The organism is Mycobacterium sp. 1164966.3, assembly GCF_001665395.1.
Taxonomy (GTDB): domain Bacteria; phylum Actinomycetota; class Actinomycetes; order Mycobacteriales; family Mycobacteriaceae; genus Mycobacterium.
The window spans coordinates 143,405-158,308 of the sequence record NZ_LZSG01000001.1; the positions used below are offsets into that span (position 1 = coordinate 143,405).

15 protein-coding genes are annotated in these 14,904 nt (G+C 64.8%); 5 read left to right on the forward strand and 10 right to left on the reverse strand.

Annotation, left to right across the window (positions count from 1 at the left end):
• Nucleotides 1-56 precede the first annotated feature (56 nt).
• The 5 genes from A9W99_RS00605 (at nucleotide 57) to A9W99_RS00620 (ending at nucleotide 4,188) form a co-directional block, all read left to right on the forward strand.
• Entirely contained in the window at nucleotides 57-1,511 is a 1,455-nt protein-coding gene (locus A9W99_RS00605) for a multicopper oxidase family protein (RefSeq protein ID WP_067372374.1), read from the forward strand.
• An 18-nt stretch (nucleotides 1,512-1,529) separates the two neighbouring features.
• Nucleotides 1,530-1,832: a PadR family transcriptional regulator gene (locus tag A9W99_RS00610; protein ID WP_067372376.1), complete on the forward strand. Its 303-nt coding sequence runs from the start codon at nucleotides 1,530-1,532 to the stop codon at nucleotides 1,830-1,832.
• A 48-nt stretch (nucleotides 1,833-1,880) separates the two neighbouring features.
• Entirely contained in the window at nucleotides 1,881-2,045 is a 165-nt protein-coding gene (locus A9W99_RS26355; protein WP_156622871.1) for a hypothetical protein, read from the forward strand.
• Complete coding sequence (locus tag A9W99_RS00615) at nucleotides 2,046-3,524, forward strand: trehalose-6-phosphate synthase (protein ID WP_067371824.1); 1,479 nt, start codon at nucleotides 2,046-2,048, stop codon at nucleotides 3,522-3,524.
• 82 nt (nucleotides 3,525-3,606) lie between these two features.
• A complete protein-coding gene (locus tag A9W99_RS00620; protein ID WP_067371827.1) occupies nucleotides 3,607-4,188 on the forward strand; it encodes a hypothetical protein in 582 nt (193 codons plus the stop codon).
• A gap of 10 nt (nucleotides 4,189-4,198) precedes the next feature.
• Here the strand turns inward: A9W99_RS00620 and A9W99_RS00625 are convergent, their stop codons facing one another.
• From A9W99_RS00625 to A9W99_RS00670, 10 genes are read right to left on the reverse strand one after another with little or no spacing between them, the layout of a single operon-like run.
• Entirely contained in the window at nucleotides 4,199-4,690 is a 492-nt protein-coding gene (locus A9W99_RS00625) for a mammalian cell entry protein (RefSeq protein WP_067371830.1), read from the reverse strand.
• Nucleotides 4,690-5,385, reverse strand: coding sequence for a mammalian cell entry protein (locus A9W99_RS00630; protein ID WP_371514907.1), 696 nt, complete (start codon nucleotides 5,383-5,385; stop codon nucleotides 4,690-4,692). The genes A9W99_RS00625 and A9W99_RS00630 overlap by 1 nt, the downstream gene beginning before the upstream one ends.
• 23 nt (nucleotides 5,386-5,408) lie before the next feature.
• A complete protein-coding gene (locus A9W99_RS00635) occupies nucleotides 5,409-7,130 on the reverse strand; it encodes a virulence factor Mce family protein (protein ID WP_067371836.1) in 1,722 nt (573 codons plus the stop codon).
• Between the two features lie 11 nt (nucleotides 7,131-7,141).
• Complete coding sequence (locus A9W99_RS00640; RefSeq protein ID WP_067371838.1) at nucleotides 7,142-8,305, reverse strand: virulence factor Mce family protein; 1,164 nt, start codon at nucleotides 8,303-8,305, stop codon at nucleotides 7,142-7,144.
• Nucleotides 8,302-9,741 carry a virulence factor Mce family protein gene (locus A9W99_RS00645; RefSeq protein ID WP_067371841.1) on the reverse strand — a complete coding sequence of 480 codons (1,440 nt, stop codon included), beginning with the start codon at nucleotides 9,739-9,741 and terminating at the stop codon, nucleotides 8,302-8,304. The genes A9W99_RS00640 and A9W99_RS00645 overlap by 4 nt, the downstream gene beginning before the upstream one ends.
• A complete protein-coding gene (locus A9W99_RS00650) occupies nucleotides 9,738-10,826 on the reverse strand; it encodes a virulence factor Mce family protein (protein WP_371514911.1) in 1,089 nt (362 codons plus the stop codon). Before A9W99_RS00650 ends, A9W99_RS00645 begins: the two co-directional genes overlap by 4 nt.
• Complete coding sequence (locus tag A9W99_RS00655; protein WP_067371844.1) at nucleotides 10,792-11,850, reverse strand: MCE family protein; 1,059 nt, start codon at nucleotides 11,848-11,850, stop codon at nucleotides 10,792-10,794. Before A9W99_RS00655 ends, A9W99_RS00650 begins: the two co-directional genes overlap by 35 nt.
• A complete protein-coding gene (locus A9W99_RS00660; protein ID WP_067371846.1) occupies nucleotides 11,850-13,052 on the reverse strand; it encodes an MCE family protein in 1,203 nt (400 codons plus the stop codon). The genes A9W99_RS00655 and A9W99_RS00660 overlap by 1 nt, the downstream gene beginning before the upstream one ends.
• A gap of 18 nt (nucleotides 13,053-13,070) precedes the next feature.
• Nucleotides 13,071-13,916: an ABC transporter permease gene (locus A9W99_RS00665; RefSeq protein WP_067371849.1), complete on the reverse strand. Its 846-nt coding sequence runs from the start codon at nucleotides 13,914-13,916 to the stop codon at nucleotides 13,071-13,073.
• A 7-nt stretch (nucleotides 13,917-13,923) separates the two neighbouring features.
• Entirely contained in the window at nucleotides 13,924-14,688 is a 765-nt protein-coding gene (locus A9W99_RS00670) for an ABC transporter permease (RefSeq protein WP_067371852.1), read from the reverse strand.
• Nucleotides 14,689-14,904 lie beyond the last annotated feature (216 nt).

Sequence of the window (14,904 nt, forward strand, 5' to 3'; positions counted from 1 at the left end):
GGCTTTGGGTTCGGCCCGTATGTCATGCCGGCGTTTACGGGATGCGTGGCTCGCCCATGCCCGTTGACCGGCGTGACTTCCTTAAGTGGGGTGGCTTGGCGGCCCTCGCCGCCGGTGGTGTCCCCGCCAGCTGCTCGCACGGTCCGCAGCAGCACAAGGCCGACTACACGTTGCGCATCGCTCAAACCGAGTTCGAGGTCGCGAGGGGCAAACTCGTCAAAACCACCACCTACAACGGCCAATTCCCCGGCCCGCTGCTCCGCCTCACCGAAGGCAAGCAGATATCAGTGGATGTCCACAATGACACCGACACGCCCCAGCAGCTGCACTGGCACGGCCAGCGGCTCCCGGCCGACGTCGACGGCTCCACCGAAGAAGGCACCCCGCCGATCCAGCCGCACGGCATGCGCCGGATCACGTTCGTGCCGGGCCCGTCGGGCTTCCGCTTCTACCACACCCACCTCACCCCGGGGCCCGATCTGACCGGCGGCCAATACGGCGGCCTGGTAGGCCCGGTCTACATCGAACCCAAACGCGAGCCCGGCGCCTACGACCGCGAGGTATTCCTGACGCTCAAAGAATTCGGCGCCAAGCTGAGCCAGGAAGCCGACATGCCCACCGACTTCCTGGCCGGCGACCCGGTCGCGGACCTGCGCGAGCAGGGCGAGCGGGCGATGAACGCCTCGCTGGCCGCGGGCAGCCCGCACGGGTACGAGGTCGGCTACGACATCTTCACCATCAACGGCCACAGCCTCGGCCACGGCGAGCCAATCCGGGTGAAGACGGGCGAGCGGGTCCTGCTGCACGTGCTCAACGGCAGCGCCACCGAGAGTCGCAGCCTCGCCCTGCCCGGCCACTCCTTCACCGTCGTTGCGCTGGACGGCAACCCGGTGCCCAAGCCGGCCGCGGTGCCGGTGTTGTGGCTGGGAACCGCCGAACGCGTCTCCGCCATCGTGGAAATGAGCAGCCCCGGCGTCTGGATCCTCGGCGACGTCTCTGACGAGGACCGCCAGGCCGGCATGGGCATCGTCGTCGAATACGCGGGCCGCACGGGCGAACCACAGTGGGCGCCCCCACCGCCGTTCCAATGGGATTACCGCTTGTTCACCAACGGCGGCGCGGCGCCAGCGCCCGATCACGTCATCGACATGCTCATCGAGGAGCGAAACGCCGCCAGCAACGGGTTCAACATCTGGACCATCAACGGCACCTCGTTCTCCATGGACACCAACCAGCCCGTCCTCGACATCGTCCGCGGGCAGCGCTACCGGCTGCGGTTCCGCAACGCCAGCGACGACATCCATCCGATGCATCTGCACCGGCACATCTTCGAGATCACTCACGTCGCGGGTACCCCGACCGCCGGTATCCGCAAGGACGTCGCCATGCTGGGCAGCTATCAAATCCTGGAAGTCGACTTCCTGGCCGACCAGCCCGGCCTGTCGCTGTTGCACTGCCACCAGCAACTCCACATGGACTTCGGCTTCATGATGTTGCTGCGCTGTTCGTGAGGGGTGCCGATGCGCGAATTGCGGTCATTTCAACGGGCGGCGGTACGGCTGCACATCCTGCACCACGCCGCCGAGGACGAGGTTCACGGCGCGTGGCTGACCGACGAGCTGAGCCGCCACGGATACCGGGTCAGCCCCGGAACGCTCTATCCGACCCTGCACCGGCTCGAGGCTGACGGGCTGTTGGTGTCCCGCCGGCAAGTGGTCGACGGCCGCATGCGCCGCGTCTACCGGGCCACCCCGGCCGGGCGTGCGGCACTGACCGAGGATCGCCGCACGCTTCGCGAGCTGGCCCAAGAAGTACTGGGTAACGAGGCCTAACTGCGCGGACGCCTGCACCGCCGAAATGGTGTCCCTTAAGGTTGTGTCATGCCTACCAAATCTGATCCTGGCGATATCGGCGATGTCGAGCCACTGGCCGACAGCACCGCGAGCCAGGCCAGGCGTGTCGTCGCCGCGTACGCGAACGATGCCGACGAGTGCCGAATCTTCTTGTCCATGCTCGGTATTGGGCCGGCGAAAATAGAGACTTAAGTGGCTCCCGGCGGTGGCGAGGACTCGAAGAACCCGAGCGCGGGGCGCTTCGGGGACTCCGACTTCGTGGTGGTCGCCAACCGCCTGCCGGTCGATCTGGAGCGGCTTCCCGACGGCAGCACAACCTGGAAACGCAGCCCCGGTGGGTTGGTCACGGCCCTGGAGCCGCTGCTGCGGCGTCGGCGCGGGGCGTGGGTCGGCTGGCCGGGTGTGGTCGGCGACGAGCTCGACGGCGACGAAGAATCCATCGATCAGGACGAGTTGCGGCTGCAGCCGGTACGGCTGAGCGCCAAGGACGTCGCCGACTACTACGAAGGGTTCTCGAACGCCACCCTGTGGCCGCTCTACCACGACGTCATCGTCGAGCCGATTTACCACCGCGAGTGGTGGGAACGCTACCTCGACGTCAACCGCCGGTTCGCCGATGCCGCGTCGCGGGCGGCGGCTCGCGGCGGCACGGTATGGGTGCAGGACTACCAACTGCAGCTGGTGCCCAAGATGCTGCGCGAGCTGCGCCCCGACCTGACCATCGGCTTCTTTTTACACATCCCGTTTCCGCCCATCGAACTGTTCATGCAGCTGCCGTGGCGCACCGAGATCATTGAAGGCCTGCTCGGAGCCGATCTGGTGGGATTTCATCTCGCCGGTGGGGCACAGAACTTCCTGTTCCTGGCGCGCCGGCTGGTGGGCGCGAACACCTCCCGCGGGTCGGTCGGGGTGCGGTCGCGATTCGGCGAGGTAGAGGTCGACTCGCGCAAGGTACAGGTGGGCGCCTTCCCCATCTCCATCGACTCCAGGGCGCTCGACGAGGCGGCACGCGATCGCAACGTCAGGCGCAGGGCGCGCGAAATCCGCGCCGAGCTGGGCAACCCGCGCAAGATCCTGCTCGGCGTCGACCGGCTCGACTACACCAAGGGCATCAATGTTCGGCTGAAGGCATTTTCCGAACTGCTCGCGGAGGGTCGCGCGAAACGCGACGACACCGTATTTATCCAGCTCGCGACACCCAGCCGCGAACGGGTGGAGAGCTACCAGATTCTGCGCAACGACATTGAACGCCAGGTGGGCCACATCAATGGCGAATACGGCGAGGTCGGCCACCCGGTGGTGCACTACCTGCACCGTCCCGTTCCCCGCGACGAACTCATCGCATTCTTCGTGGCCAGCGATGTCATGCTGGTGACCCCGCTGCGGGACGGGATGAACCTGGTGGCCAAGGAGTACGTCGCCTGTCGCAGCGATCTCGGCGGCGCGCTGGTGCTGAGTGAATTCACCGGTGCCGCAGCCGAACTCCGGCAGGCCTATCTGGTCAACCCGCACGACCTGGAACGCGTCAAGGATGCCATCGAGGCTGCGCTCAACCAGCCGGTCGAGGAGGGCCGACGCCGGATGCGGTCAATGCGACGCCAGGTGCTCGCCCATGACGTGGACCGGTGGGCGAGGTCCTTCCTCGACGCCCTGGCCGAGGCGCACCCTTAGTGCGGCGAAACCCGTGGTATAGCGGTCGGATCGCTGTGATACTCGAAGGCAGCGTTCAAGTGCCAACGAAGGAGAAGACGCCGTGAACATCCGTCGCGCGCTGGCCGCTGGATCCGCCGTCGCCTCAGCGGTGGCAATCGGAATCGCGGTGGACTCGGACGTTCCGGCCAGTGCGGTCGTCGCACCACCGGCGGACGGCACATATGCCTTCAATCAGGCCGGCGTGTCCGGGGTTACGTGGACGGTCACGGCGCTCTGCGACCAGGTAAACGGAAGCCGCTATTACAAGGACTACGACAACCCGATCATCATGGCCGATTTCTGCGCCTTGAATGTCGTGAGTTCTACGAACGAACGGATCACCCGTGCGGACAAGCTGCAGAACTACAGCGGCAGGGCCCGGCTGGTGAGCGGACTGTGGACCTTCAAAGTCGACGTGGCCGACGGTGTTTCGTGCCCGGGCGGCGGTACCGGTCCCTCCACCGAGACTTTCGCCTTCGACAACGAGACGCTCGCCGGTACGCATACCAGCTTGCACGGCGCTGTGTGCGGCCTGCAGTCGGAGATGACCAAGCAACCGTTTTCGCTCGCTCTCACCGGCCCCCCGCCCAGCCCGATCGAGCGTTACCCCTTGCGCTGCAACGACATAGCGATGTGCTTCTGAGACACCGCGCTCAGATCGGCGTAATAAAAGCGATCAGCCATTTCTCGCCGAGCTTCTTGTACTCCACCCGCAACCGGCTGCCGTCGAAGACGGGCTGCCGCGACTTGTCGGTGACCGTCCGGTTCATATAGACCATCACGGTCGCCGATTCCCGTTTCGCCGACATCACCCCCACGCCAACGACATTGGCCTGGACGACGACTTCCCGCTTCTTTGCCTCCGGGATGATCTGCGCGTTGACACTCTTCTTGAATTCTTGGCGATAGTCCGGTGTCAGCAAGGAATAGGCGTCGGTGAGGCTGCGCTCGATGGTCTGGTATTCGTAGGCGAACACCAGCGGTATGTCCTTGGCGGCCTGGCGCGGCAACACCGTTCGCGCTGTCTGCTCGCCGCGAATCTCCACCCGGTTCCAGTAGTACCAGCCGCTCGCCGCCGACAACCCGACGAAGGCTGCAACCAGCACCGAGCCGGCGGCGGTCACCAGCCATCGCGGCATCCGCATCAGTTGCCCCCGTCCGGATACTTCAGGTCGTACGTGGTCATCCGGCCGGCCTCGTCCTCATGCACGATTACCCGCAGCCGATAAGGCATGGACGGCTTGTTCACTCCGTCCACATCGGCGACCGTCACACGCACCGACACCAGCACCGAAGCGTTGTCGCTGACCGCGTCGACGCCCTCCAACGCGGCTCCGTTGATGACGGCCTCCGACGACGCGTTGGTGGAGCGAAACAGGCCCTTGAGGTTTTCGACGTTGTTGTTGGCGCTGAGCATCCCGCGCAGCGGACCGCTGGTGCCGTTGTAGAAGCGGTTCACGCTCTCGTCGATGTTGTCCTGCTTGTAGCTGAACATGTTGACCACCGTCTGCGTGGCGGTGTCGATGAACCGCTGGGTGCGGGCTTGGTCGGCCTCGGCATGCCGCTGCTGGATCACCAGAATGGTCAGGCAGGCGGCCAGGGCGCCGACGGCCAGCAGCGCGGCGGCAACCGAGATCCATCCGACCAGAACGCGGTGCGGCTGCCGTTGCGGCGGCCGCTTGACGGCCATCGGCTTCTTGGCCGGCCGCTTCGGCTCGGGGGGCGCGTCTACCTTGACCGCGCCCTTGGCGGCAACGGTGGCGTCGCTGGACTCGGCTTTCGCGGGGCCCGCCGCGCGGGATGCCCGCCGACGGGCACGCTGCGTCGTCGACCTCGTCACTGAGGAGGTTTCTACGTCCACCACTAAAGTGGCCTCGGGTCACGCATAAGGTCCAACCAATTCTCGGCACTGGACGCGCCGTTCATACCGGGCGCGAAAATACCAGTCCCGCCCGCAAGGTCGGTAAAGGCGCCCGTCTTCGGGTCATAAGTGGTGTATGCCGGACCGCTGGCCTGCGGTGGCTGGCCAGGTGGCGGCCCCCACGGCTTTTCGGCCCCCGGGCCCGGTGGTGGCGGATTGATCCCTACCGGCGGCGCCGGCGGCGGCAGCCACTTCGGGTACGGCAGTATCGGCGGCACCGGCGGGACCCCCGGCGGCATCCACGACGGGTTGCCCGGCGGCGGCAAGGTGTCGTTGGGCGGCGGCGGGTCGTACGCCGGTTGGTGGGGCGCCGGCCCGGGCCCTGGCACCACCCCTGGCGGGGGCGGGCCGACGATGGGCGTGCCGGGATCGGGATCGGCGCCGGGCGGGATATACGGGAACTTGTTGGGCGGCAAAGCATTTAGCCCATTGGTCATGGGGGTGTTGTACGGGACCGGTGGACCGCGCCAGGGATTGCGGCCAACCGGCACATAGCCTTTCGGGTCGCGGCACAGCTGAATCGTGGGTGCCCGTTTGCCGGGGAACTCCTGGCAAGGGTAGTTGCGGGCGCCACGCACGGTGGTGGGATCGTTCTGGGCAGCCTTGCAGTACATGTCCCTTGGGAGTTCGCGCACCGTCTCGTCGGCCGGCGTCCGCATCAACGGCGGGGGCACGAAGCCGACAGCGCACGGGGGCGGGTCGTTCAGGTCGAGCTTGAAGTCAAGCTTGGCGCCCTCGTCTTGAGGTGCGCCACCCGCAGCGGTGGTGATCGCGGCGAACAGCGCCGGCAATACCACCAGCAGTTGCTCGATCGACTTGTGATAGATGACCCCGACCCGGCCGAGGTTGGCCAGGCTGGCAGCCAGCGCGGGAAACGACGGTCGGATGCCGGAGAACGCGGTATTGGCCTCGTCGATCGCACCCGGGGCGGTAGCCAATGTGTCACGCAGCTGCGAGTCGGCCCTACGCAGCTCAGCGGTGAATCGCGCCAGCCCGTCGGCGAGTGACTTGATGTCACCCCCGGCTCGAATCTGGGCTTGCAGGAACGGGTCCACCTGGTCGATCAGTTGCGAAACCTGCGGGTAGTCGGCGTTAGCCTCGTCCACCAGCAGGCGGGCCGATTCGACGAGCCGGGCCAGTTCGGGACCCGAACCGTTGGTCGCGAGGAAGGTCTGGTGCAGCAGTTCGCGCAGTTTGGCGTTGCCGAGGCTGTTGACCAGCGTCTCAGCTTTTGCAAGCAAGTCGGCGACGTCTTGGCCGATCCTGGTGTTCTGCCGTTCGATCCGGAATCCGTTCCGCAACTTGCCCGGCGAGGGGTTTGCCGGGGGGACGAGGTCGATGTACTGCTCGCCGATGGCCGACACACTCTTGACGGTGGCGGTGACGTTCGACGGAATCGGAGTGCCGCTGTTGAGTCGCATCTCGGCGGTGACGCCGTTCGGGTTCAGCCCCACCGACTCCACCCGGCCGACCTCAACGCCGCGGTAGGTGACGTTGGCGTTCTTGTACAGTCCGCCGCCGGCGACGAAGTCGGCGCTCACCGCGTACGTCCCGAGGCCGAAGGTCGCCGGCAACCGCAGGTAGAAGATGATCATGATGGTCAACGTGATAACGGTGACCAATGCGAATATGGCCAGCTGGATCTTGGTGAGTCTGTCAATCATCAGCGCCGCCCCTACTGTCCTGACGCCGCGCCGGGCGGAATCTTGAACGGATCGGCCGCCTGCCCCGACAGGTTGGCCAGTTCGCCGATCAGGAAGTCGGGCGGGTTGAGGACCTCACTCATGTGCATCATGTTCGGATCCAGCGCGTACGAGGTGGTGAAGAACGTCTCGCCAAGCCGGCGCAGGGTGAGGTCGAACGTGGTGAACACATTGAGGTAGTCGCCCCGGACCGCTTGCTTGATACCGAAGTTGGGGAACGGGAACGTCAGCAGCAGCTGCAACGAGGTGACGAAATTCTTCCGATTGTCGTTGAGGGCCTTGACAACTGAGTACAGGTCTTTCAAGTCCGCAGCGAAGTCGACTTTCGTCTTGGCCAGGATGTGCGAGGTGACGTGCGCCAGCCTGCCGAGGGCGCTGAACGCGTCGACGATGTGGTCGCGCTGCTTGTTGAGCACCCGAAGCGCCTCGGGCAGCGTGTCCAGCGTCCGGCTCAAATTGTCCTTATCCCGCGCGAGGCTCGCGGAGAACCGGTTCAGCCCGTCGACCGCGTCGATGATGTCGTTGACCTGTTTGTTGAGGCCCGACGTCAGCTCGGCGAGCCGGGGTATCAGGTCATGGAATTGAGCCTGGCGGCCCGCCACGGCTTGGTAGGTCTCGTCGGTGATCTCTTCCAGCGCACCGACATTGCCCTTGTTGACCACCACGCCAAGGGCCGAGAACACTTCCTCGGTCGTCGGAGCGCGGCCCGTGTTGGCTTCCGGGATTGGCGGGCAACTACGGTCTCCCAGCTTGCCGATCGGCGGTTTGCCCACTGGACGGGCCAGGTCGACATGCATCGAGCCCAACAGCGATGTCTGAGACACTTTCGCGGTCACGTTGCACGGCAGGTCGACGTGCTTGTCCAGGGCCAATGTCACTGCGGCATAGAAGCTTCCGTCGGGCCGCTGCTTGGCGACGATATCGCCGACGCTGCCCCGGGTGACATCGTCAACCATCACCGGCGAGTTCTGCGGAAGCGTTGCCACATCAGCCATTTCGACGGTGATCTTGTAGTCGCCGCTGCCATGGCCGACGGTGCCGGGCATCGGCAATGTGTTCAGGCCGCCGAACTGACAACCAGCCAAGAGCACACTGCCCACCGCTAATACGCCACCGCGCAAGCACCGCCGGTTCATCGGCCGCCCCCCTGCTCGGCAGGCAGTGGCGGTCCGGGAGCGGGAACCGGTACTGGGCTGACAGCGGCCGGACCTGGCCCCGGCGCGGGGCCATACCCGGGAGGTGACCCGCTAGCGGGTGGCGGACCCGGCGCTGCTGGTGCGGCACCCGGGGCTGGCGGGACGAGCAGGCTCTGCAAGTCCGCCGGATTCTGCGGAGGATGCGTTCCGGGAGCAGGGATCCAGGTGAGTTGCGGAATCGGCGTCTGCGCCTTGGCCTGGGTGGCCGGGGTGTCATAGATGATCTGGCCCTTGTATGCCGTGATCGTGTTGAGCGGGTGGAACATGATGGGCGGGTAGTTCACCGAGAGTCGGCGCAGCACCGGCCCCAGCCGCTCGCGGCAGATCTCGGCACGCCTGAAGTACTCGGGCGCCCTTGCGCCGCCAGCCGTTTCGAAGGACCCACCGCAGATGAATTGGACCGGGTTGGCGAACTCCGGAATCGACAACAGACCGTTCAGCGTGCCCTGGGCGGGGTCATAGATGTTGTAGAAGTTCGCGATACCGGGACCCGCGACGTGTAGTACCTGTTCGATGTTGTCGCTTTGATTGCTCAATGTCTGCGCCAGGTCGTTGAGCTTGTTGACCGTATCGATCAGCGTCGAATTATTCTGACCGAGGAATCCGCGGATGTCTGACAGTGCTTGGTTGAGGGTGCCCAGCGTGTTGTCCAGATGACGCGAGCTGTCCGCCAGCACTTGCGACACCGATGCGACGTGTCCGGCGAACTGCACAATCTGTTCGTTACTCGACGACAGCGCATCGACCAGTATCTGCAAATTCTTGACCGTGCCGAAGATGTCGCTGCGCGAATCCCCCAGCCGCCCAGCGACTTGCGAAAGCTCGCGCAGCGCGTTGTGGAACGACTCCCCCTTGCCGTCGAATGTGTCTGCGGCCTGGTTGATCGCTTCGCCCAGTGGTCCTTGCATCTGCCCGGCGGCCGGACTCAGCTGAACAGCAAGCTTTGTCAGCGACTCCTTGACCTCGTCCCACTCCACCGGTACCCCGGTGTGTTTGAGATCGATGGTGGCGCCGTCGGGCATCGTTGCCCCGCCGGTGTACGCCGGGGTGAGCTGAATGAACCGCGCCGACACCAGGTTCGGGGAGATGATCAGGGCCTGGGCGTCCCTGGGCACCTTGATGTCCTTGGACACCGACAGGGTGACCTTGACGTCGGACGGCCCTGGCTCGATCGACTCGATCTTGCCGACCGGAACCCCGAGGATGCGAACCTGATCTCCGGGATACAGACCAACGGCAGAAGTGAAGTGTGCATAGATCTTTCGGCCGTTGTCGCCCGCGGAGAACAGCACATACGCGCCTCCCACCAGCACCGCGACCAGCACGACGATGGTGAGGGTACGCAACCCACGACTGCCGAAAGTTTGCTTCATCATGGCGATTTCGGCCTGATGATCCAACGTTCCTGAATCAGCCCGCGCAGATAGTCGGAAAGGCTGGCCGGGAGTTTGCCCGGCTGATAGACGAAGTCGAACATCGTCGCCAGCAGCGGCGCCGGTATCACGCCGTAGACGTTGACGTTGAAGCCCGGTCCGGAGCCCACCACCTCGCCCAGCTCGGTGGCGTAGGTGGGCAGCCGTTTGAGGGCTTCGGTGATGTAGTCACGACGTTCGTTGAGCGTGTCCAGCACCTGGTTGAGCTTGCTCAGCGCCGGACCGAATTCCCGGCGGTTGTCGGCGACGAAGCCGGAAATCTGGGCCGACAGACCGCTGATTCCCGAGATCAGCTCCCCCAGCGCCGCCCTGCGCTCGTCGAGCGCGGCGAACAACTGGTTGCCGTCATTGACCAGCTTGTCGACTTGTTTGGCACGGTCGGCCAGCACCGCTGTCACCGACTTCGCGTGCGCCAGCAGGCCTTGTAGCGCCTCGTCGCGGCGGTTGAGGGTGCGCGACAACGAGGTCACGCCGTCCAGGGCGCCCCGTAATTCGGGGGTCGCGTCGCGGAAGGTGTCGGTCAGCACCCGCAGCGCCTGCTCGAACTGCGGCCTGTTCAGATCGCGGGAGTTGCGGCCCAGGTCTTCGAGCGCTCCGGCCAGCGTGTACGGCGTGGTCGTGCGGCTCAGCGGGATGACGGTCGCCTTGCCGTGGCCGCCCGGGCTCACCGAGACCGAGCGTTCCCCGAGGATGGTGTCGGTGCGGATCGCGGCCAGCGACTGGTCACCGACCACGACGTGGCGGTCGACGGTGAAGCTGACCTTGGCGCTGTCTCCTGCCAGCGCCACTTCCGAAACCTTGCCGACCTTGAAGCCCGAGACGTAAACGCTGTTGCCGGGTGTGATGCCCGCGGCGTCGCTGAAGTACGCAGTGTAGGTCTCGCCCTGGGGCCAGAACGGGAGACTGGCATACCCGAACGCGATCAACACCACGCAGATCACCAGGACCAGCCCGAAGATGCCGGTGCGGAGTGGGTCGCGGTAGCCCTTGGGTTTATTTGGCAAAAGCGCACCTCCCCTTGCTGGGATCCACCTGGCCGCCGAACGGTATCAGGATGTCGCTGCCGGCCGGCCCGTTGATCTTGATCGTCACGGTGCAGAAGTAGATGTTGAAGAACGACCCATAGGCGCCGAGGGCGGCTAGGCGCAAGTAGTCCTCGCCCAGCTGCTCGATGTCGTTGGCCACCTCGGCTTTGCGGTCGTCCAATTCGGTGGCCAGCGGGCGGGTGTTTTCCAGGATGCCCTGCAGGGGCCGGCGCGAATTCCGCAACAGTTGGGTCAGATCCGTCGTCGTCGACGCCAGCGGCGGGATGGCGCCGGCGATCACGTCCTTGCTCTTGGCCAGCCCGGTGATCAGTTGCTGCAGCTGGTCGACGCTGGTGGAAAACTGCGCGCTCTTTGCATCGATGGTGCCCAGCACGGTGTTGAGGTTGGTGATCGCGTCTCCGATGAGCTGATCGCGCTGACCCAACGCCGAGGAGAACGCGCTGGTATCGGCCAGCACGTTCGACAGCGCTCCACCCTGGCCCTGCAGCAACTCGATGACGGCGCTGGTGATGGTGTTGACCTTGTCTGCGTCCAGTCCCTTGAGCACCGGCTTGAGCCCGCCCAGCAGCGCATCGAGGTCCAGCGCGGGCTGAGTGTGCTGAGCGTTGATGGTGCCGCCCGGCGGCAGCTTGCGCAGTTCTCCGGGGCCTGACGTGATCTCCATGTACCGGTCGCCGACCAGGTTTTCGTATCGGACCACCGCGCGCGTGGACGAGTACAGCTGGTAGTGCTTGTCGACTCCGAACTTGACGTCGACGGTGTTGTCCCGGTTGAGCTTGATCTCCTGCACCGAACCGACCGGTACGCCGGCGATGCGGACTTTCTGGCCGGCTTTCAGGCGTGAGGCATCGATGAAGGTCGCGTGATAGCTGGCTTCCGGACCGAACCGGAACTGGCCGAACACCACCACCAGAGCGGCGCTGACCAGCAGCATCGCCACCGCGAAGATGCTGACCTTGATCACCATCGAACGGTGCGAAGGCATGCCTCCCCTCGGTTCGGCCATCAGAAGTCGTCCCGTTCCGCAAAGGCGCCGTGGAACAGGAACTGCAGCGTTGAGGGCGCATCGAACTGCAGTTCGGTGAACGGCTCGTAGGGGATGTTGGCGTTGTCGGTGACCAAAAACGGCGACTTGAAGAACGACCCGCCGGTCTGCTTGGTCGGGATGTCGGGCAAGCCTCGGCAGTTCGGGCCGCCGGAGGCGTTGACGATCGGCAGACTCTCCGGGTAGGTGTACGACGGCGCGCCCAACACGAAGCTCGACGACGTGAACAGACCAGCCTTGCGGACACCGAGCAACGGAGCGAACTCCTTGATGCCTCGCTCTATACCCGCGAACAGGCAGCCGAGCTCAGGCGAGTAGTCGGAGGCCACTTTGAGCGGGGCCCGAAACCGGTTGATGGCGTCGATGAAGTTCTGCTCCGCCGGCGCCAGCGTGTCATAGGCGTTGTTGGCCAGGCCGATGGTGGCCAACAGTGTGGTGTTGAGATTGTTCTGCTGGTCTACGACGGTCCGGTTGATGGTCGGCAGGCTGTCGAACACCGTGTTCAGGTCCGGCGCGGCGTCGGCGTACACATTGGTGACGATGCCGGCCTTGCGGAAGTCTTCCTTGAGCGCGGGCAGCTTCGGGTTCGATTGCTGGGTAAGGGTATTCAATCCGGCCAGTAGCGCGCCGAAGTCGTCACCGTGACCACGCACGCCTTCAGACAGCGCGCTCAACGTCCCGTTCAATTCGACCGGGTCGATCTTGTGGAGCAGGTCGATGAGCGACTGGAACAGGGTGTTGACTTCCAGCTGCACATCCTTGGCTTGCACGAGTGAATCCGGCCGCAGCGCCTTCTTCGACGGATTGTCCGGCACGCGGAACTCCACTGACTTGGCGCCGAAGATGGTGTTGCCCGCGATATGCACCGTCGCGTTCGACGGGATGAAGCCCAGCTGGTCGCTGTTGATGGCCAGCTTCAGTCGGGCCTGATCGCCGCTGTAGCTGACGTCTTCGACCTTGCCCACCTGGATTCCGCGGTATTTGACCTTGGCGCCTTTCTCCATCACCAGCCCCGCGCGCGGAGCCGCGACGGTGACGGTGTCGGTCTCGGTGAAAGCCGCCGTGTAGGAAAGGTAAGTCAGGACGGCGAATGCCACGACCAAACCGGCCAGCAGCGCTGCTGCCAGCCGGACGGTCCCGGGTCGCGATCCCTCGCCTGCCATGGGTTTTGAGCAGTCTCCTTATCCAGAGAGGTTGAAATTACCGGACGCGCCGTAAACGGCGAGCGAGATGAACAAAGTAATCACGACGACGACGATCAGCGAGGTCCGCACCGCCTGACCGACCGCGATGCCGACGCCCACCGACCCGCCGGTCGCGTTGTAGCCGTAGTAGGTATGCACCAGCATCACCGCGATCGACATCGCGATGGCCTGCAGAAATGACCACAACAGGTCGGTCGGGATGAGGAAGGTATTGAAGTAGTGGTCGTAGAGGCCCGCGGACTGGCCGTTTATGAACACGGTGGTGAAGCGAGCGGCGAAGAACGCGGCCAGCACCGACAGCGAATACAGCGGGACGATCGCGATAAGACCCGCGATCAACCGGGTCGACACCAGATACGAAACCGAGTGCACCGCCATGCTTTCGACGGCGTCGATCTCTTCGGCGACTCGCATGGCCCCTAGCTGGGCAGTGGCACCGGCACCGATGGTGGCCGCCAGGGCGATACCCGCGATCACCGGCGCGACGACGCGGACATTCAGGAAGGCGGACAGGAACCCGGTGAGCGCCTCGATGCCGATGTTGCCCAGTGACGAATAGCCCTGCACGGCAATGACGCCGCCGGATGCCAGGGTCAGGAAGGCCGCAACACCGACGGTGCCGCCGATCATGATGAGGGCTCCCGCGCCCAGGGTCATTTCCGCGACCAGCCGGATCGTCTCTTTGCGGTACCGGGTGAGCGCGTTGGGGATGTAGCGCATGGTTTGGCCGTAGAACAGCGCCTGCTCGCCGAAGTCGTCGATCGGCCCTTGCAGCGTCCTGTTGAACAGGTTGCGTACCCGGTAAGTGAGGTCGTAGCTCATCGCCTGCTCACTTCGCCGTCAATCGCACGCCGATGGCGGTCATCACCACGTTGATCACGAACAGGCAGATGAACGCATAGACGACGGTCTCGTTGACCGCGTTGCCGACACCCTTGGGCCCGCCCTTGACGGTCAGCCCGCGGTAGCACCCGACCAGTCCGGCCATCACCCCGAACAGCAGCGCCTTGACCTCGGCGAGAATCAGCTCCTTGAGACCGGTGAGCACGGTCAGCCCGTTGATGAATGCGCCGGGGTTGACCCCCTGCAGTAAGACGGAGAACACGTAGCCGCCGGACAAGCCGATGGCGCAGACGAGGCCGTTGAGCAACAACGCGACCAAAGTCGACGCCAAAACTCTGGGTACCACGAGCCGCTGGATGGGGTCGATGCCCAGCACCCGCATCGCGTCGATTTCCTCGCGGATGGTGCGCGCACCCAAGTCCGCACAGATCGCCGTGGCGCCGGCTCCCGCCACCACCAGCACCGTCACCACCGGGCCCAGCTGCGTGATGGTGCCGAACGCCGTTCCCGCGCCGGACAAGTCGGCGGCCCCGATCTCGCGCAGCAGGATGTTCAGGGTGAAGGCCACCAGGACCGTGAACGGAATCGATACCAGCAATGTCGGAACCAGCGACACGCGCGCGACCATCCAGGTCTGGTCCAGAAACTCGCGGAATTGGAACGGCCGACGAAAACACGCCCGGAAGGTTTCTATCGACATCTCGAAGAAGCCGCCGACGGCCCTGGCCGGGACCGCAAGCCTTTGGATCAACTTGGTCCCCCCCGTCTGCTCGAGGCGAAGTATCGGTGTCCTCCGGGCCCGGCCAGGGTTTGCCCAGTGCTCGCTGTGAGCCGGCTCATATTAACTCAGAAGGCGTTCGCCGTGTCAACGAATGACGGCTAACGGTATTTATGGATGACAAACTGTAATATTTGCAGGTCAGGGCCATTATGTGGAAACCAATCTGAAACAAGTTCTACCCGACCA

What these genes read in the sequence shown, in the direction of transcription:
- A9W99_RS00605 (WP_067372374.1), top strand. Translation starts at nt 57, where the DNA reads ATGCCCGTTGACCGGCGTGACTTCCTTAAGTGGGGTGGCTTGGCGGCC.
- A9W99_RS26355 (WP_156622871.1), top strand. Translation starts at nt 1,881, where the DNA reads ATGCCTACCAAATCTGATCCTGGCGATATCGGCGATGTCGAGCCACTG.
- A9W99_RS00625 (WP_067371830.1), bottom strand. Translation starts at nt 4,690, where the DNA reads ATGCGGATGCCGCGATGGCTGGTGACCGCCGCCGGCTCGGTGCTGGTT.
- A9W99_RS00635 (WP_067371836.1), bottom strand. Translation starts at nt 7,130, where the DNA reads ATGATTGACAGACTCACCAAGATCCAGCTGGCCATATTCGCATTGGTC.
- A9W99_RS00640 (WP_067371838.1), bottom strand. Translation starts at nt 8,305, where the DNA reads ATGAACCGGCGGTGCTTGCGCGGTGGCGTATTAGCGGTGGGCAGTGTG.
- A9W99_RS00645 (WP_067371841.1), bottom strand. Translation starts at nt 9,741, where the DNA reads ATGATGAAGCAAACTTTCGGCAGTCGTGGGTTGCGTACCCTCACCATC.
- A9W99_RS00655 (WP_067371844.1), bottom strand. Translation starts at nt 11,850, where the DNA reads ATGGCCGAACCGAGGGGAGGCATGCCTTCGCACCGTTCGATGGTGATC.
- A9W99_RS00660 (WP_067371846.1), bottom strand. Translation starts at nt 13,052, where the DNA reads ATGGCAGGCGAGGGATCGCGACCCGGGACCGTCCGGCTGGCAGCAGCG.
- A9W99_RS00665 (WP_067371849.1), bottom strand. Translation starts at nt 13,916, where the DNA reads ATGAGCTACGACCTCACTTACCGGGTACGCAACCTGTTCAACAGGACG.